Below are 18,940 nucleotides of genomic sequence, written 5' to 3' on the forward strand. Positions count from 1 at the left end.
CACTTGACCACATCCATTTGTTCAAATCGAGAGGCAGTTCTCGATCGAAGCGATAATGAACGTCCAAAGGGGAAATGGACATGAAATGGGTAGGTGATCGAGCTGTTTAAGCTAATGCGAAATAAGCGTATGTTTATGCTTATGTTCGGGTTTATTCTGTTAATTGCGGTCATCGGCTTTTCACTTAGTGACCGCAAGGAATTGACTTGGCCGGAGAAGTTTGTGAAGGATTCCGCCGCATACGTTCAGCAATGGTTTTACAAGCCCGCTGGTTTAATAGCGGGTTTCTTTGAGGAAATTGGTGATCTTCGTACGATCCATGAAGAGAATGAGCAGCTTCGATTAACGGCTGCAGCCTATTCTAGAGATAAGATAACGTATAACTTCATTGCAAAAGAAAACGAGCGTCTGGAAGCGGCACTATCTTTCACTGAACGGCAGAAGCAAATGTATAATTATAATTATTTAATTGCACAGGTCGTTTCTGTTAGCAACGATGCGAATAACCGGTCTATGAACATAAATTTAGGCTCGAAAAATGGTATAAAACCTAACATGGCAGTTACGACGGTAGATGGGTTAATCGGGCTTGTTAGCTCCGTTACGCCTTATTCAGCTACGGTCACGCCAATTACTGAGCTAGATGAAGCGTCACCGACATTCAATTCAATCGCAGTAACCATTATGGGGCGTGAGAATGAATCCTTTGGTATATTAAGCAGCTATAACTCAGAAACAAACCGTCTGATCATGACGAAAATCGCTGAAAATGATAAGATGAGTATTTCAGATACCGTTATAACTTCAGGACTTGGTAATGTATATCCACGTGGTCTGGTAATTGGGTCAGTAGAATCGAAGCAAGTCGGTGATTACGGACTAACATATACTGCAGCCGTTAAGCTTGCTGCAAGCTTTGATCATTTAACGGAAGTGTTCGTTGTTCAAAACCCTGAAGCGGAGGATGCTTTGGAATGAGCATGAACCGAATCATACTGCTGATGCTGCTCTTGTTTGTAATAGAAGGAGCTGTCATGCCGTGGATTATTCCTGGCAACTTCGGGGATCGAATTATTCCGCATTTTATCTTTATCATTGTTATTTTCTCTGCGCTATATAGCGGGCGTCATCGTGCATTATTGCTTGGTACAAGCTTCGGTTTACTTCAAGATATCGTCTACTTTGGTCATTTGTTAGGCTTACATGCATTCATAATGGGGCTCATCGGCTACTTTACGGGAGTTCTGTTCGAGCGTCGCCGCGCAACGATTATGATGGCAATCGCCGTTATCGGCTTTGCCTGTCTTCTTTACGATAGCGTTCTGTTTTTTATCTATAAAGTATTTCGTATAACAAATGATGCATTTGCATGGGCTTTGCTAGATTATATTTTACCGAGCTTGTTTTTGCAGCTAGCCTTCGCGCTCTCCATCTATGTTCCCGTTCGAAAAATGTTTGAATCACAAACGATGGCGAATCACGAGAAGGATGAGGAATAATTAAAGGGTATAAGCAGGAATTTGTACCGTTAAGCAAGAATCCATTAGGTTGGGGAGGGACGAACGTGACCGAGAAGCAACATATTATAATTAAAGGCGTCAAGGAAGGTCTCGTGTTCCTTCTCGACGATAAGTGTGAATTCGGGGCACTTCTGGATGAATTGCAATATAAGCTAGAGAAGACGCATCAACAATTACTAACTGGCCCATTAGTCCACGTCCACGTTAAGCTAGGTACGCGGCAAGTGAATGAAGAAGATAAAGATCGTATAAAAAATGTCATTCGAGCACAAGGCAACTTAATGGTTCAATCCGTTGATTCGGATACGCCGCAAGTAGATTCTCAGCTTAATCAGCAGTTACGTCCATTAGTGCTTACGACACTTATTCGCTCAGGTCAAACCTTTGAGCATGATGGTGATCTACTTCTAATAGGTGATCTGAATCCAGGTGGTACAATTTTGTGCACGGGAGACATTTATGTACTAGGTGCATTACGCGGTATAGCGCATGCAGGCATTAATGGCCGAACCGACGTTATCATTGCGACTTCACTCATGAGGCCTACACAGCTTCGAATAGCGGATGTGATCAGCAGACCGCCGGAGGAATGGATGACCGGCGATGCGACAATGGAATTCGCATTTTTAAGCGAAGGACAAATGCAAATCGACAAAATATCACAGTTACACCGCATACGTCATAATCCTATTATGTTTAAAGGAGTGTAGAACATGGGAGAATCGATTGTTGTTACATCGGGTAAGGGTGGTGTTGGCAAGACAACCACTTCGGCAAACCTAGGAACGGCATTAGCCCTACTTGGCAAAAAGGTATGCATGGTCGACACCGACATTGGACTTCGTAATCTAGATGTTGTTATGGGTCTGGAAAATCGGATCATATATGATTTAGTAGATGTAGCTGAGGGCCGATGCCGCTTGAATCAAGCGCTTGTAAAAGACAAACGATTTGATGAGCTCTATATGCTGCCGGCAGCACAAACGAAGGACAAAGATGCCGTAACACCGGAACAGGTGCGCGACATGATTTTAGAGCTTAAGAAGGATTATGATTATGTGATTATCGACTGCCCTGCTGGTATTGAGCATGGATTTCGTACAGCTATAGCTGGTGCTGATTGCGCAATTGTCGTAACAACACCTGAAAATGCAGCGGTTCGTGATGCTGACCGTGTTATCGGGCTTCTTGAACAAGATAAAATTCCATCTAAACTAATTATTAATCGAATTCGTCAAAATATGATGAAGAGCGGTGAAATGCTGGATATAGATGAAATTTGTCAGGTTCTGGCGATTGATTTAATCGGAATCGTTCCAGATGACGAGAAGGTTATAATGGCGGCGAACAGCGGTGAGCCAACTGTTATGAACCCGACGTCGCGTGCAGCCATCGCTTATCGGAACATTGCACGTCGTATTCTTGGAGATATGGTACCGCTTATGCTGCTGGATGAGAAGGCTGGAGCTTTCAAACGTTTTCGTAAGTTTCTGGGAATAGGATGATTGCCTTTTGCTTAACAAGCTGAAAAAATTGGATTGGGGAATATTATTGATTCTCGTATTCCTCATGATTATTAGTGTAGTTATTGTTCACAGCGCAACGGCCGATACGAAATATGCTGGTTCAGAAATAAAGCAGCTAATTTATTATGGGATCGGTTTTTTTGTCGCTATTGGAGCTACCTTGTTCGATTATCGTTTGGTGCTGAAGAGCTGGTATGTCATCTACGGAATCGGTGTTGCTCTTCTTATTCTCGTTTTTTTCGTTGGTGCGGAAATTAACGGAGCACGCGGCTGGTTTAAGCTGCCGGGTGACTTTTTATTCCAGCCTGCGGAAATGGTGAAAATAGTACTTATTATTGGAATTGCCTTCCTTATGGGACGCCGGCAGGGTGATCCTTTAACGTTGATGAACGATGTTCTTCCGATAGGCGCGTTTACTTTTTTGCCATTTATGCTTGTGATGGTTCAGCCGGATCTTGGAAATGCGATCATATATTTAGTAATTGTTCTTGGTATGCTGTGGATAGGAAACGTTAAATATACGCATGTAGTGATAGGCTTAGCCGTCGTTATTGCAGGCTTGATTGCTTTCGTGACCTTGTTTAACATGTTCAACCAAGAAATTTATGATTATTTGGATCTGCATAAAAAGAAACATTGGCATGAACGGATCAACACATTCATTAACCCAGAAGAGGCTTCTCCGGATGCCCGACATCAATCGGAAAATGCAAAAATTGCGATAGGTTCCGGTGGTCTTACAGGAGACGGCTTTTTGAAGGGTGACATGAAAAAAGGCGGTTTTATTCCGTATCCTTATTCTGACTCCATCTTCGTTGTAATTGGAGAGGAATTCGGTTTCCAAGGCTCGGCTATATTGCTGCTGTTATACTTTTTGCTGATATATAGGATGATCGTGATTGCCTTCCAGTGTTATGACCTGCGAGCCTCATATATCGTTATAGGCATTGTCTCGATGTATGTGTTCCAGGTATTCCAAAACATTGGAATGATGATTGGCATTATGCCGATTACTGGTATTACGTTGCCGTTTATAAGTTATGGCGGTACGTCACTTATTCTCAATATGTTGTCAATAGGACTTGTTTTCAGCATTAAAGCACATCAAGAGAAATACGAGATGGCTGATTAAATCGGTTGTATAAAAAGCTGCCCTTGAAAAGGATTATATTCCTTTCAAGCTCAGCTTTTTTTTGTGTTAACTATGTCCGCATACTTGTCTCACTCCGCTCATATTTATGTATAAACGATAGTCAATGGTAAACAGCGGCGATACATAGGAGGGATGCGGAATGGGTATGAAGGATGGTGTGAAGCAGCGCAGAGAGCAGAAGATAAAATCATTGATAGAAAATAAACGGACTACGAGCCAAGTGAACCCTATTTACGAGGAACAGATCGAGACATACAAGCGTAATCGTGTGGATAACAATGATACTATGGACGAACTCGATCCTGAGATCGCATGGAAAACCAATCCGAATCCATGGGCAAGCTGGGAGAAGGAAGAAGGTTTATACGGTAAACGAAGCTTCGTTAATGGACCCGTAACTCGTAAAGATGACGAATCACTAAACCGAGGCGGTAACAATTTTCGCAAAGAATTTCAATGGAAGCTGGCTATCTCCTTTCTATTATTCGCCGTGCTCTGGGGGATGTTTCGTTATGATACGGAATGGACATTGAAGGGACAAGCCATTGTTAAGTATGCGCTTAAGGATGAGATTAACTTTGAGGCGGCATCAGCCTGGTATAGAAATACATTCGCTGGCGCTCCATCCTTTATCCCCATCTTTAAGGAAAATTCTCCAAAAGCAGTAGGGGCGGAAGGCACTGTGCGGCTTCCAATCGTAACGCCCTTAGCAAATGGCTCACTCGTTCGAACATTTGCTGAAATGCTGAATGGAATAGAGCTTGCTGGTACATCGCAGGAGCAGGTGGTTGCATCTGAAACTGGTAGGGTGATGCATTTGACAAAAGAAGAAGGGGACGGCACTACCGTCGTCATACAACATGCCAATCAAAGGATAACTGTGTACGGGATGCTTGGTAAGACAGAGGTGAAGKTGAACGACTGGGTAGAGGCCGGCGATCCAATTGGTAAGCTTCTGGAGTCGAGAGGAACGGAGCCAAGCTTGCTCTATTTTGCCGTAAAGCAAAATGATCGTTACATAGATCCCGTGGGCGTGATACCGATTGATTAAATGGAAAGGAATCGTTTGGTCCGTTCATCCGTTGTTCGTCATTATTATGCTGGGATCTGTCCTGACAGGTTACTTCGCTGAGCTATTAACTTTATTTCTACTCGTATTGGTGCATGAGCTCGGACATGTCCTTGTCGCACGAGGTTTCGGATGGACCATTCGTGAGGTGAAGCTCCTTCCATTTGGAGGTGTGGTTGAGGTTGACGAGGCAGGAGGTGTTTCAGCTGCTGAGGAAGCGATGGTAGCGATTGCCGGTCCTCTGCAAAACCTATGGATGGGTCTTGCTGCATGGTTATGTGGAGAGCTCGGCTGGTGGGAATCCGGTTGGGCGCAGTATGTATGCCAAGCAAACCTGATGATTGGTTTGTTTAATTTGCTGCCTATTCATCCGCTAGACGGGGGCAAGCTGCTGCAAGCAGCTCTAAGCTACGCGGTGAATTATTATAAAATGCTCGTTTGGTCGGCTCGAATTAGCATAGTACTGAGTATTATGATGGTTTTAAGCTCTTTTCTTCCTGTTTTGATTTACAGAGATGGGATACAGCTAAACCTATTAATTGTTGGTATCTTTTTATTGATGACGAATTGGACGTATCATCGCAATGTCCCTTATTTATTTTATCGATTTCTTATGCATAGGGGGCGTATTGCGGTTCGCAGCATGACCAAGGGGCATCGGGCCAGCCCCATTATCGTAAATGGTAGGCAATCGATTTTAACCGTAGCTAGATTATTTCGGAGAGAGCAATATCATTTGATTTATATGGTTGAACCGCACAGCAAGGTTGTGAAAGTATTGCCGGAACAGCAAATTGTTGAAGGTTGTTTATCCGATAATAATCCAAATCGTGCAGTAAATGAGCTTTTCAGTTAAAATAGATGAAAAGCGTACTGGCAGGTGATGTTCGGATATGAAGCAAATGTTGATGCATGTTCAAGGTGAAATGCTGCAGACTGCTGTCTTGCAGAATGGCGTTCTAGTCGATTTTTTTATGGAGCGATCAAAGATAAGTGGTTTAGTAGGCAATATATATAAAGGCCGAGTTGTAAATGTGTTGCCTGGTATGCAGGCTGCTTTTGTTGATATTGGTCTGTCCAAAAATGCTTATTTATATATTGATGAATTACTGCATCCTCATTTGGACAAACAGCCGGAACAAAAGACGCCTATTCAGGAGCTAATTAGACCGGGGCAAGAGCTGCTCGTACAAGTAATGAAAGAACCGCTTGGCGGAAAGGGAGCTAGGGTGACCACTCATTTTACACTTCCTGGTCGCTGGCTCGTATATATGCCAAACGCCGACTATGTGGGCGTCTCCAAGAAGATCAGCAGCGAGCAGGAACGATCACGCTTACGTATAGTAGGGGAACAGCTTAAGCAGCGGGAGGAAGGCATTATTTTGCGAACTGCTGCAAGTGGTGAAAGTGAACAATCCTTATCCGCAGACGTTTCTCAGCTAAGAGAGCTGTGGGAAGGAATAGCCATTCGCAGCATGGAGGCAAAGGCGCCTGCAGAGATTCATCATGAAGCGGGGTTAATGCGCCGCATGGTACGCGATACTTTAACGGTTGATATGGATGAGATCTGGATTGATGATGCCGATCGTTTCCATGAAGCAGCAGCGTTGCTTGAGGAGATGACACCTAAGCTTAAGGATCGTATAAAGTTGTATGAGCAAGACTCTAGTTTATCTTTATTTGAAGCTTATCGCGTGAATGGACAAGTCACAACTGCATTCGGGTCACGTATTCCGCTCGCGAACGGTGGACATCTCATTTGGGAAGAGACGGAAGCTCTAACGGTCATTGATGTTAATACTGGAAAATTTATCGGAACATCTGATTTGGAGGATACAGTCTTTCGCACCAATATGGAGGCAGCGGATGAAATTGCAAGGTTGCTTCGTGTCCGCGATGTCGGTGGTATTATAATTATTGATTTTATTGATATGGAGCACGATGAAAATCGTGAGCAGGTTATGCAAAGATTGACGGACAAAGCTCGTAGCGACCAGACTAAATGCTCGATCTTAGGCTGGACGAGACTCGGTCTGCTTGAACTGACACGCCAGAAGGCTCGGGAGAATGCAGTTCAGCAGTTGAGGGAAAAGTGCCTATCATGCGGGGCAACGATCAAGTATAAATAGGTTTTAACGAAACAGGTTGATTAAAGCTTGCATAGTATGATAAACTGTTTGGGTGTGTGTGTCTCGTACCTCAGTGAGGAATGAGATGTACAAGTACCGCTCCGATTGGGTTTGCAAGTGCTTGCGGCTTCTGCCGTATGCCACCTGAATTAGGCGAGTCTTCGAAAATAAGGAGGTGCACCAACAATGTTCGCAATTATTGTAACTGGCGGTAAGCAGTACAAAGTTCAGGAAGGCGATGTTATCTACATCGAAAAACTGGACACAGACGCAGGCGATAGCGTAACGTTTGATCGTGTTTTGGCAGTATCCAAGGGTGACAGTCTTGTAACTGGAACTCCGGTTGTTTCCGGCGCTACTGTAACAGGTAAAGTCGAAAAACAAGGAAAAGGCCAAAAGATCATCGTTTACAAATACAAAGCCAAAAAGAACTACAAACGTAAGCAAGGTCATCGTCAACCGTACACAAAAGTAACAATCGAGAAAATTCAAGCGTAAGCTGGATTTTCAATGATAAAAGTGACGTTTGTACGTAACACCGCTGATAGACGGATCGTAGCTTTCGCTGTCGAAGGACATGCTAAATATGCGAAGCCGGGCAAAGATATCGTATGCGCTGGTGTATCGGCCGTTTCGGTTGGTACCGTTAATGCAATCGAAGCTTTGGCTGGCGCAGCGCTTCCTGCCAAGATGAAGAACGGATGGCTGTCATCGGATATTCCGGTGCTGACAGACGAAGAGGCTGATGGACGGATGCAATTGCTGCTCGAATCGATGGCGGTCATGTTGGACACTATTGCACAATCTTACGGCAAGCATGTCGTAATTCATGATGAGCTTCTTTAAACGAAAGTTTGAAGAAGCAGGTTTGCTCCACAAACCTTTGAAAAGGAGGGAATAACTATGTTGAAACTGAATCTTCAGCTTTTCGCTTCGAAGAAAGGTGTTGGTTCCACTAGAAACGGACGTGACTCGCAGTCGAAACGCCTTGGGGCGAAACGTGCTGATGGTCAAACCGTATCTGCTGGAAGCATTTTGTTTCGCCAACGCGGAACAAAAATTCACCCAGGAACTAACGTAGGCATCGGGAAAGACGATACGCTTTATGCAAAAATTGAAGGCGTAGTGAAGTTCGAACGTTGGGGACGCGATCGCAAAAAAGTGAGCGTATACCCTGTCGCTTTGGCTCCGGTAGCTGCAGCAGTAGAAGCATAATAAAAGCGTAAACGGCTAATGCCGTCTTCTGGCGGTACGTCATCATTTACGCGGTGAGCTATTAATGAACGTATAAGGTTAACCTTTTGCATTCTTATATGCTCACCAGCCCCGGCCTGCACTGTTAGGCCGGGCTTTTTTTATTCAGTGAGCAGATGACCAGGCGTTTGACGCATGCTATAATGGATAAGCTAGGAAATATGATGAAGGTAGGTTTAATCGATGGGACGCTTAACAGCGGCGAAGTATTACGTAGCGGCAAGTGCTGTATTGCCTTGTGCTGCGGTATTTATTTGGCCTTCTAAAGTGTGGTTAACTGCTCTCTCTTTCGTCTGGCTTATAGCTGCAGCGTTTTACTGGATACAGGCGGAACGGAAAGAGCATACGAATCAGACAACACGTACGATTCAATCGTTGCAGACATCGGCAACACGAACGCTCAATCATCATCGTCATGACTGGATGAACGACTTACAAGTGGTATATGGTTATATTCGACTCAAAAATATGGATAAAGCAGTCCAATATGTGGAGAAGATAAGTGAACGAATGGGTGGGGAAAGCAGTATATCGAAGCTCGGCGTTCCTTCTTTAATAAGCTTTATTCAATCTTTTCGTACGATTACGAATTCGCTAGAGCTTCAGGTTGTCATACACGGCGAAATTCATTTAAATGAAATAACGGCAGAAGCCGATCAGATAGCCGAAACGCTCATTCATACGATTAACGCCTATCGGTTTGCAGTGAAGCCTGGCTATGGTGATACAGCTGTTCTAAGGCTGGAGCTTTCACTGGATGATGAAGCGCTATATGCGGCATTTTATTACCAAGGCGAGTTAATGAATGAACAGCAATGGAAGCAAAAAATAAAAAAGCAATTGGAAGGCGCGTTAATGCAGCCGATTAACTTCGAGCAGTCTTATGCAAAAGTGCTGCTGAAGGCAGAGATGCGCGTATGAACGGGGGCACAACATGTTTGTCGATAAAGCGAAGATATATGTAAAAGGCGGCGACGGCGGCGATGGTATCGTTTCGTTTCGTCGTGAGAAGTATGTAGAGCAGGGTGGACCAGCAGGCGGTGATGGCGGACGCGGGGGCGACCTGATATTCCAAGTGGATGAAGGKCTTCGTACTCTAATGGATTTCCGTTATCAGAAGCACTTTAAGGCTAATCGCGGCGAACGTGGTAAAGTAAAAAGTATGCATGGCGCAGGTGCTGATGATACAACGGTACGTATACCGCCAGGTACGATCATCATTGATGATGATACTCAGGAAATTATTGCAGATATGACTCGGCATGGACAAAAGGTCGTTATTGCCAAGGGTGGACGCGGTGGACGAGGCAATATTCGCTTTGCTTCTCAAAGCAACCCTGCTCCCTATATATCTGAGAACGGTGAAGAAGGCCAAGAGCGTTGGGTCGTGCTTGAGCTTAAGGTAATGGCGGATATTGGTCTTGTTGGTTTCCCGAGTGTAGGTAAATCGACATTGCTTTCTGTCGTTTCAGGAGCAAAGCCAAAAATCGGAGCTTATCATTTCACAACGATTACACCTAACTTAGGCGTAGTAGACGTTGGTGAGGGAAGAAGTTTCGTTATGGCGGATTTGCCAGGACTAATTGAAGGCGCTCATGAAGGTGTCGGCCTTGGTCATGAATTTTTACGTCATGTTGAGCGGACACGGGTAATTGTTCACGTTATCGATATGTCAGCTTCAGAAGGACGTGATCCTTTTGATGATTGGGTTAAGATTAATGCTGAGCTTGTGCATTACAATGAGAAACTTGCTGACCGTCCGCAAATTATCGCGGCTAACAAGATGGATATGCCAGACTCAGAAGAGCAGCTGGAGCTATTTAAGCAGCAGCTTGATGCCGTGCGCGGCGAACGTGAGTATCAGATTGTACCGATATCCTCACTGACGAAGCAAGGTATTCAAGAATTGCTTTATAAAGCGGCTGATCTTCTCGATACGGTATCAGAGCAGGTTGAAATACAAGATGTGAAGGACGTTTCAGAACGGAAAGTGTATACGTACGAGAAACGTGAGGATACATCGTTCACCATCCATAAAGAGGACGAAGTATATGTTGTTGTAAGCGCAGGAATCGAGAAGTTCATGAAGCGGACAAATTTGACGTCTTACGATGCTGTTATGCGATTTGCTCGTGTTATGCGTAAGATGGGCGTCGATGCTGCCTTGCGTAAGCTAGGTGCAAAAGATGGTGACATGGTGCAGATCGGCGACTTCGCATTCGAATTTTTCGAGGGCAGCGATTATAACCCGAACGGCTAGTACATTACAAAATATTAGAAACAAAGAAGAGACGGCGGAAGCCGTCTTTTTTTGATTTTAAAATTTATTAATTTCAGATACAATTGAACTTATCTATCTCCGGGAAACGAATATTTTGTAATAGAGGACGGCAATAGTCGTTTGGGCTTGTTATATAATCATTTTACCTATTGCCACCTTTCGAAAACTTCGATATAATGTCCACTATAGATGAACAATTGTCTTTTTGAGGAGGACAAAAATCCTGGATAATCGTTATTATGTCGTTCGGGAGGATATTTTGCCGGAAGCAATTATGAAGACGATACAAGTGAAAGAGATGCTAAGTCGTGGGGACGCGGTTACCGTGCATGAAGCGGTTGAACGTGTGGGTCTCAGTCGTAGCGCTTTTTATAAGTATAAAGATGGCGTGTATGCACTTAATGAGCTGAAACGGGAACGAATTGCGACGATCTCCATGGATTTAGAGCATCGATCGGGTGTGTTGTCCAAGGTGCTCAGTACGGTGGCTAGTCTAGAGGGTAATGTGCTGACGATGAATCAGACTATTCCGCTGCAGGGCTTTGCTAACGTCGTCATTTCCGTCGATATATCGCAGCTTTCCGGGGATCTGACATCGCTGGTCGAATTGCTTCGCAGTCTAACTGGTGTACGTAAAGCATCAGTCATTGGACAAGGATAAGAGTTACAACAATGGAGGGAATATATGAAGCCGGTTAAAGTAGGATTATTAGGTTTAGGAACAGTTGGAACAGGTGTAGTTCGCATAGTAGAGGGACATCAATCTGATTTGCAAAGTCAGGTCGGTTCACCGATCGTCATTGAAAAGGTGCTTGTCCAAAATAAAGAAAAATCACGTAATATCGCTGTTGATGCGAATAAGCTGACAGAGGATCCATGGGAAATCATTCGTCATCCTGACATTGATGTCATTGTTGAAGTAATGGGTGGCATTACGCTCACAAAGGAATACATTTTAGAAGCTCTTTCGCTTGGCAAGCATGTAGTAACGGCAAATAAAGATCTGATGGCGCTTCATGGTCCAGAAATTTTGGAAAAAGCAAAAGAGCACGGCTGCGATGTGCTTTATGAAGCAAGCGTAGCAGGTGGTATTCCAATCATTCGCACGCTTGTAGAAGGCTTCGCCTCTGATCGTATTACGAAAATTATGGGTATCGTTAATGGTACGACTAACTTTATTTTGACAAAGATGAGCCAAGAAGGCGCGTCCTATCTAGACGTACTGAAGGAAGCACAGGAGCTTGGTTATGCAGAGTCGGATCCGACATCAGATGTCGAAGGATTAGATGCTGCTCGAAAAATGACAATTCTTGCAACAATCGGCTTCCGTGCTAATGTAGCGCTTGAGGATGTTTCCGTTCAAGGTATTTCTTCTGTAAGTAAAGAAGATATTTTGTATGCGAAGCGTCTAGGCTATGAAGTTAAGCTGCTCGGTATCGCTGAGAGTCAAGATGATCTAATCAGCATAAGTGTACAACCAACAATGGTAAAGCAATCTCATCCAATAGCTTCGGTTAACGGAGTGTTTAATGCGGTTTATGTGTACGGTGAGGCCGTAGGTGAAACGATGTTCTACGGTGCTGGCGCCGGTGAGCTTCCTACTGCAACGTCAATCGTATCCGATCTTGTAGCCGTTGCGAAAAACTTGAAGCTCGGTGTAAACGGCAGACAAGGAAGCCTGTCCTACAAAGAGAAGAAGCTGAAGACAGATGAGCAAATCTCATCCAAATATTTCTTGCTTCTAAAAGTAGCTGATCGCGCTGGCGTTCTATCACGTATCACACAAGTATTTGCTGACTTTGAGGTTAGTCTGGAATCTGTCTTGCAACAGCCTACCCCTATGAATCCGGATGCTGAGATTATCGTCATTACTCATGATGCGAATAAAGCAGCTATTCAGAAGGTATTGGCAACGTTCGAATCGCTTGATGTGGTTCATAAAGTGAAGAGCGTATACCGCGTAGAAGGTTAAGCCGTATGGAAAATCGCAGAGTTATCGTTAAAATACCCGCGAGTACGGCAAATCTAGGTCCAGGCTTTGATACGCTCGGAATGGCTTTATCCATATATTCATGGATAGAAATGAGCGTGTCGGATCAAACTGAATTTCAGCTTCTCGGCGATCAGATGAGTGGTTTGCCTAAGGATAAATCAAATTTGATTTATAAAGTGGCACAGCATGTATTCCAAGAAGCCGGAGTGTCTGTTCCAGAACTGTACATCTCGATGTACAGTGATATCCCGCTCACTCGCGGATTAGGAAGCAGTGCTACGGCGATAATAGGAGCGCTAGTTGCCGCGAATGCATTGATTGGCAGTCCGCTGTCTGATGATAAATTGTTTCAAATGGCAACAGCTTTAGAAGGACATCCAGATAATGTTGGTGCTTCTCTGTTTGGTGGAATTGTCGTATCCGCTTGGGATGGAGAGCGCGCGGATTATGTTCGTATTGCTCCACATCCTATGCTAGAGACGTTGGTAGCCATTCCTGCGTTTCAGCTTTCTACCGAGAAGGCAAGAACGGCACTTCCAACGCAAATAAGTATGGCAGACKCTGTATTTAATGTCAGTCGCAGCTCTTTGCTAGTTGCTGCGCTTGCTACTGGCGAGCTTAGTCTTATTCGTCACGCGATGAGGGATCGTCTGCATCAGCCTTACCGTGAAGCATTAATTCCCGGCATGGCGACTATTTTAGAGCATGCAGTGCACCATGGCGCTCTTGGAGCTGCGCTCAGCGGGGCCGGTCCAACGCTAATCGCATTTGTAGCAGCAGATTGTCCAGATAAAGCGGCGTTGGAAAGCTTTTTTGTAGAYACATTGAAGCAGGAAGGACTTGCCGTTGATACGTTATGGCTGTCGCCATGCGGGAATGGTCCGCAAATTACGATCGAAAATAAAGCGGAGCATGCAGCAATTCCGTTACTGGATAGGATTAAAGGAGAAGTTAAAAAATGAAGACGATTGCGGTATTACCAGCCGGTTCCGTATCGGATGAAGCGGCGAGACATTTGTTTCGCGGCGAGGAAATAAGTTGGAAGCATCATCGTCTTATATCAGACGTGTTCTTATCTACGGTCAACGGGGTAAGTGATTATAGCATTATCCCCATCGAGAATACGATAGAAGGCTCGGTTAGCCTCCATATGGACTGGCTGGTCCATGAGGTTGATCTTCCGATTCAAGCCGAATGGGTATATCCGTCTATTCAGAATCTCATAGGAAGTCAATCGGAGTTAATTGACGAATCTGGTCACATAGATTATTCGCGTATCAAAAAAGTGATTAGTCATCCAGTGGCAATTGCACAATGCCTGCAATTTTTGCGGACACATTTGCCGCATGCTGTCACGGAGCATGTCAGCAGCACTGCCGAAGGCGTACGAATCGTGAAAAACAATCCGGATGCTGGCTGGGCCGCAATCGGAACGATGACTGCAGCAGCGAATGAGAACTTGGATGTATTGAATCGTGCCATTACGGATCATGACAACAATTACACTCGCTTCGTGCTTGTTGGTTCAGAGCCGTACACAGCACGTCACTCAGATATGATCAAGACTAGCATATTAGTAACGCTTCCTGAGGATTATCCAGGAGGTCTACATCAGATGCTGTCAGCATTCGCATGGCGGAAAATTAACCTATCGCGAATTGAGTCCCGTCCTACGAAGAAAAAGCTGGGCAATTACTATTTTTATATCGATATCGACATGGCACTTGACACCGTACTGCTACCTGCAGCTCTCCAAGAAATTGAAGCAATCGGATGTCAAATTCGGGTACTAGGAAGCTATCCGAGCTTTAACGAAGAACAGCTTATTTAATTAATTGTAAGGCGGCATGCTTTTAGGGTGTTTGGAGCTTTATTGAAAATGGTACCGCGTTTACGCCTCAGTGCTATGTAGGCGCGCTTGAGGGTATTACACAGTGGTGCTGTTAGGAACTAAGTGTGTATACGGTTATAAGCTCAAGGAGGAGCCTTTCACGCTGCATTATGTGTATGTGGCTGACGAGGTGTATTCCGTAAAATGGGATCGGTAGACGGTGTTAAAGTATTCGAATAGCCATTATGAAACAAGTAAAGCCGGGTGCACAGTAAAAAGTGTGCTCGGCTTTACTATTTTTTTTGTGAAAGTGGAGACACCTGCCCATGTTCTGCATAGGATGTAAGGAATGATAGCAGGCGCATGCAGTGCCTGGTTACTCAGAACGTGACAGGAGGTTTTCAGCGAGTGAAAATTCATATGGTAAAAAAAGGAGATACATTGTACTTTATCGGCCAAAAGTATAACGTATCGCTGGAAGAAATTTTGAAGCTGAATCCGGGAATCACGAATCCGGATGACATCGAGGTGGGAACAAAATTAAAAATTCCATCTAGCCAAAATGGTTCGGGAGGAATGGACATCATGCATCAGCATATCGTGAAGCAGGGGGATACGCTATGGAAGCTATCTAAAGCGTGGGGAGTGCCACTTGCGGATATGATTAAAGCGAATCCACAGCTAAAAAACCCAAATGTCTTGTTGACAGGGGAAATAGTTAACATTCCAAAGGCTAGCGGAACGATTCCACCAACGACTAATATGGGGGACAGTGCTCCGAATAACACAGGGCATCATGCGCTGCACCCAACATCCATTATGCAGGGTGTACAGGGACTGGTAGGAAAAATGTCTACAGCTCCTATTATCGGTAAAACGCCGACGGGTCCAATAACAGGGAAGACACCAACTGCGCCAATTGCTCCAGTAGTGCCTCCAGCTCCCGTGGCTCCAGTAGCGCCCGTAGCGCCGGTAGAGAAAAAGCCAACGGCACCAGTTGTAAAGCCCAATGCGCCTGTTGCTAAACCAAATGCGCCTATCGTAAAGCCAGTTGCACCTAAAGAAGCACCTGCTCCTAAGCCTATTGCGGTTGAGCCAGCAACGAAAAAGGCGTTGCCGATTGAAAAGCCAGTCGAGAAAAAGCTTCATCCGATCCATTCTGAATACAAGCCAAGTGTTGATTTATTTAAACAATACGGCGTACCTGCCACCGAAGCGATGTCATTATATGATTTACCAAAAGCACCTGAAGCGATATCTCCCAATATGCAGCAACCTACTTACAGTGGTTATGGTTACTCGCAACCGATGACACTGCCAGCACATACCGGTCACGGTTATGGTGCTTGGCAACAGCCAACACCTTTTACTAGTGCGATTAATCCGAATGGTGAAGGGCCGGTTGGTCCGTATGATTGTCCTCCAGGAACGGTCTACATTGGAAGTTACCCGTCTCCATCAACCATGCCGTCCGGAGCTGGATATGGCGGGGGATATGGGATGCCTATGGTTAACCCAATGCAGCAAAGCACATTAGAGAATAACAGTAATTGGACAGCTGGAGCCTCAGCGATGCCGAATCAGGGAATGGTATCACCAATGGAGATGGGTCCGAACCAAGGATGGGTCTCACCGATGGGTATGGGTCCGAACCAAGGAATGGTATCGCCAATGGAGATGGGTCCGAACCACGGGATGGTATCACCGATGGGTATGGGTCCGAACCAAGGAATGGTATCGCCAATGGAGATGGGTCCGAACCACGGGATGGTATCACCGATGGGGATGAGCCCGAATCAAGGAATGGTATCGCCGATGGGTATGGGCCCGAATCAGGGAATGGTCTCGCCGATGGGTATGGGCCCGAATCAGGGAATGGTATCGCCAATGGAGATGGGTCCGAACCAAGGTTGGGTCTCGCCGATGGGTATGGGACCAAATCAAGGGATGGTATCACCAATGGAAATGGGGCCGAACCAAGGCTGGGTTTCTCCTTCACACATGAAGCCTGAACAGGGGTATGGATATGGCAATTCTAATGTATCACCAGAGAGCAAGCAGTCTGGGTATGGACACGGTGTTGCACAGGCAAGTGCGCATCAAGAATCAGAACATGGCTATGGATATCCAGTAGCGTCTTTCCCGCCATATCCACCATACCCGCCATACCCAACATGGCCACAAACAGCAGGCGCCAATAAAGATGATTGCGGCTGTAAGGGAAGTCGCGTCAATCAAAGCGCTAATAAATTGTCGGTTGATGGAGTAACAAAAGCAGCTAAAGCACCAGCTCAACGGAAAAACACGAAAAAAGCGGTTATCCGGACGGTAACTTCAAGGCCAAAACAAGGAAGAAGCCGTCGTAACCTTCCTTGGATAAATCGTTAATTAACTCATAGTAGGCGCAAAAAGCTTCTGTTCTCTCCTCGATGCTGCGGAGAGATGGAAGTTTTTTTTTATCATTGTTTTTTTACCTGAAAGATTGAAAGACAATTTGAATGGATTTAATCCATTCAAACGTTAGCTTTTTCATTTATTTATGTCTTTGAATGGAATTGATCCAATCAAACACGAAGCTGATCACCATTTAAGTAAGAAATGGGCGATTAGCTTGGATGAAATACATTCAAGTACGAAAATATCGTATTGGATAGGATTATGATTGGATGAAGTACAGTCAAAAGTACAGTCAAAGAAATCGAATCTACCTAGGCTACATCCCTACACTTAAAGTAACTGCGGAAAACGGGAGCACAAGTAGCCCTCACATGATCAGATGTGTCACATCAGCGTAATTCGGGAGCACAAGTGCTCTTCGTTTGGTCTTAGTATGGGCGAGCTAGAAATCATTTGCATAAATAAGTAATTGTGGAGTCATACTATCAAAAAATATAGTAAAAGGGGTCTTCCTCATGATGGAATTCAGCCTCTGGAAGCAAATAAAAAAACGACTGCGTCGAAATCGTCGACCACATTGGATGCTAGGCAGTATCTTGCTGTATTTGCTTGTATTTGGACATAGCTTAGAGCTGACTGAGAGTGTACAAGCAGCAGTAAGACCGGAGGAGCAGCACCAAAACATCATTCAAACGCTGCTGGAACAGAAAGAACCATTGTCAGTTAATATGCACATTGTCTATGTGTGTGGGGAAGAAGATAAGCCGTTAGGCCGAATGATGCCGAGCCAGCTCGCGGAGCTTCTGCTTGTTCACCCCAATTGGAAAGCTGTTCTGGACAAGAAAAAAGACTCTGTACTTTTGGAGCAGCGTATTGATGATTTATCAGAGCACTGTAAGTTAAATGCCTATATGGGCATGGATAAAGCGGGTAATCTGACGCTCTATGACGGTGTGCCGAAAAAAGAGAAGGTCGTTCGTACTTTCTTTCAATTAGATGTTCGTTTTATGGAAAGCAGCCTCCCGCAGGACAAGCTTGATGAACTGGCAAACGGAATACGAATTAGTGATATTGATGAGTACAACAGTGTATTATCAACGTATAGCGACTATGCGAAAGAGTTGAATGAGAAGGTAATGAAGCCAACTTATTAGTCAATCGATAGAGCAAGAGGGCATCTGAAAAGATGTCCTCTTCTTCGCGTGTAATTTGCCATTCGTATCACGTTAAAACCACTCGCTGCTTAAATATCAAACGCGCGTTCTCATTCACGCCAACTTTTGCTATAATGAGTGGAGTAAACAAAGCGAGTGCTTATGAGGTAAGTTTTACTACGTAAGACTAAGATAATGCTTACGAAGTTAGTTTTACTTCGTAAAACTAAGATAATGCTTACGATGCTAGTTTTACTTCGTAAAACAAGGAGTATGCTTACGAAGTTAGTCTTACTTCGTAAGACTTTGAGGAGTTGGAATTTTGCGCGTTCTTGGAATAGACCCGGGTATAGCCATTGTTGGCTTTGGTTTTATCGATAAAATAGGGCATAAGCTGGTACCTGTGCAATATGGTGCTATTCAGACGAAAGCACATACGCCGCCAGAGGAGCGTTTGCTGCAAGTCTATGAATCTGCAATCTCTTTAATGGATAAATATAAACCAGATGCCGTAGCGATTGAGAAGCTGTTCTTTAACCGAAATGTAACGACGGCTTTTGATGTAGCACAAGCGAGGGGCGTTATCATACTAGCTGCCGCACAACGCGGTTTAATAATAGGCGAATATACGCC

The 18,940-nt window shown here is 44.7% G+C and carries 20 protein-coding genes and 1 other annotated feature; all 20 genes read left to right on the forward strand.

Going from position 1 to position 18,940, the window contains the following annotated elements; genetic code table 11:
* The first annotated feature begins 114 nt into the window (after nt 1-114).
* Entirely contained in the window at nt 115-978 is an 864-nt protein-coding gene (gene mreC, locus AC1DWN_RS13330) for a rod shape-determining protein MreC (RefSeq protein ID WP_477559385.1), read from the forward strand.
* The gene (mreD, locus tag AC1DWN_RS13335; protein ID WP_477559386.1) at nt 975-1,499 is read left to right on the forward strand and encodes a rod shape-determining protein MreD; all 525 of its coding nucleotides are present in this window, start codon (nt 975-977) and stop codon (nt 1,497-1,499) included. Before mreC ends, mreD begins: the two co-directional genes overlap by 4 nt.
* 65 nt (nt 1,500-1,564) lie before the next feature.
* Nucleotides 1,565-2,230: a septum site-determining protein MinC gene (locus tag AC1DWN_RS13340; RefSeq protein ID WP_477559387.1), complete on the forward strand. Its 666-nt coding sequence runs from the start codon at nt 1,565-1,567 to the stop codon at nt 2,228-2,230.
* A 3-nt stretch (nt 2,231-2,233) separates the two neighbouring features.
* The gene (gene minD, locus AC1DWN_RS13345) at nt 2,234-3,025 is read left to right on the forward strand and encodes a septum site-determining protein MinD (protein WP_477559388.1); all 792 of its coding nucleotides are present in this window, start codon (nt 2,234-2,236) and stop codon (nt 3,023-3,025) included.
* A 7-nt stretch (nt 3,026-3,032) separates the two neighbouring features.
* Complete coding sequence (locus tag AC1DWN_RS13350; RefSeq protein WP_477559389.1) at nt 3,033-4,178, forward strand: FtsW/RodA/SpoVE family cell cycle protein; 1,146 nt, start codon at nt 3,033-3,035, stop codon at nt 4,176-4,178.
* A gap of 160 nt (nt 4,179-4,338) precedes the next feature.
* Nucleotides 4,339-5,250, forward strand: coding sequence for a peptidoglycan DD-metalloendopeptidase family protein (locus AC1DWN_RS13355; RefSeq protein WP_477559390.1), 912 nt, complete (start codon nt 4,339-4,341; stop codon nt 5,248-5,250).
* Nucleotides 5,243-6,124, forward strand: a complete 882-nt coding sequence (locus AC1DWN_RS13360) for a M50 family metallopeptidase (RefSeq protein ID WP_477559391.1) — start codon at nt 5,243-5,245, stop codon at nt 6,122-6,124. The genes AC1DWN_RS13355 and AC1DWN_RS13360 overlap by 8 nt, the downstream gene beginning before the upstream one ends.
* A 37-nt stretch (nt 6,125-6,161) precedes the next feature.
* Nucleotides 6,162-7,397 (forward strand): Rne/Rng family ribonuclease, encoded by a 1,236-nt coding sequence (locus AC1DWN_RS13365; protein WP_477559392.1) that lies wholly within the window; start codon nt 6,162-6,164, stop codon nt 7,395-7,397.
* 81 nt (nt 7,398-7,478) lie between these two features.
* Nucleotides 7,479-7,568 (forward strand) — a sequence feature (ribosomal protein L21 leader region).
* 15 nt (nt 7,569-7,583) lie between these two features.
* Complete coding sequence (gene rplU, locus AC1DWN_RS13370; protein WP_477559393.1) at nt 7,584-7,895, forward strand: 50S ribosomal protein L21; 312 nt, start codon at nt 7,584-7,586, stop codon at nt 7,893-7,895.
* Nucleotides 7,896-7,907: 12 nt separating this feature from the next.
* A complete protein-coding gene (locus AC1DWN_RS13375) occupies nt 7,908-8,243 on the forward strand; it encodes a ribosomal-processing cysteine protease Prp (protein WP_477559394.1) in 336 nt (111 codons plus the stop codon).
* 57 nt (nt 8,244-8,300) lie between these two features.
* Nucleotides 8,301-8,612, forward strand: coding sequence for a 50S ribosomal protein L27 (rpmA, locus tag AC1DWN_RS13380; protein WP_477559395.1), 312 nt, complete (start codon nt 8,301-8,303; stop codon nt 8,610-8,612).
* A 222-nt stretch (nt 8,613-8,834) separates the two neighbouring features.
* A complete protein-coding gene (locus AC1DWN_RS13385; protein ID WP_477559396.1) occupies nt 8,835-9,572 on the forward strand; it encodes a Spo0B domain-containing protein in 738 nt (245 codons plus the stop codon).
* Between the two features lie 13 nt (nt 9,573-9,585).
* Entirely contained in the window at nt 9,586-10,911 is a 1,326-nt protein-coding gene (obgE, locus tag AC1DWN_RS13390; protein ID WP_477559397.1) for a GTPase ObgE, read from the forward strand.
* Between the two features lie 244 nt (nt 10,912-11,155).
* Nucleotides 11,156-11,593, forward strand: a complete 438-nt coding sequence (locus AC1DWN_RS13395; RefSeq protein WP_477559404.1) for an ACT domain-containing protein — start codon at nt 11,156-11,158, stop codon at nt 11,591-11,593.
* Nucleotides 11,594-11,617: 24 nt separating this feature from the next.
* A complete protein-coding gene (locus AC1DWN_RS13400) occupies nt 11,618-12,904 on the forward strand; it encodes a homoserine dehydrogenase (protein WP_477559398.1) in 1,287 nt (428 codons plus the stop codon).
* 5 nt (nt 12,905-12,909) lie between these two features.
* A complete protein-coding gene (thrB, locus tag AC1DWN_RS13405) occupies nt 12,910-13,887 on the forward strand; it encodes a homoserine kinase (protein ID WP_477559399.1) in 978 nt (325 codons plus the stop codon).
* A complete protein-coding gene (gene pheA / locus AC1DWN_RS13410; protein WP_477559400.1) occupies nt 13,884-14,756 on the forward strand; it encodes a prephenate dehydratase in 873 nt (290 codons plus the stop codon). The genes thrB and pheA overlap by 4 nt, the downstream gene beginning before the upstream one ends.
* Before the next feature lie 408 nt (nt 14,757-15,164).
* Nucleotides 15,165-17,144 carry a LysM peptidoglycan-binding domain-containing protein gene (locus AC1DWN_RS13415; RefSeq protein WP_477559401.1) on the forward strand — a complete coding sequence of 660 codons (1,980 nt, stop codon included), beginning with the start codon at nt 15,165-15,167 and terminating at the stop codon, nt 17,142-17,144.
* A gap of 524 nt (nt 17,145-17,668) precedes the next feature.
* Complete coding sequence (locus AC1DWN_RS13420) at nt 17,669-18,307, forward strand: BofC C-terminal domain-containing protein (protein ID WP_477559402.1); 639 nt, start codon at nt 17,669-17,671, stop codon at nt 18,305-18,307.
* A gap of 322 nt (nt 18,308-18,629) precedes the next feature.
* A partial coding sequence (locus tag AC1DWN_RS13425) for a crossover junction endodeoxyribonuclease RuvC (protein ID WP_477559403.1) occupies nt 18,630-18,940 on the forward strand: 311 nt, incomplete at its 3' end.

This window comes from Paenibacillus sp. P4_A7, assembly GCF_056402455.1.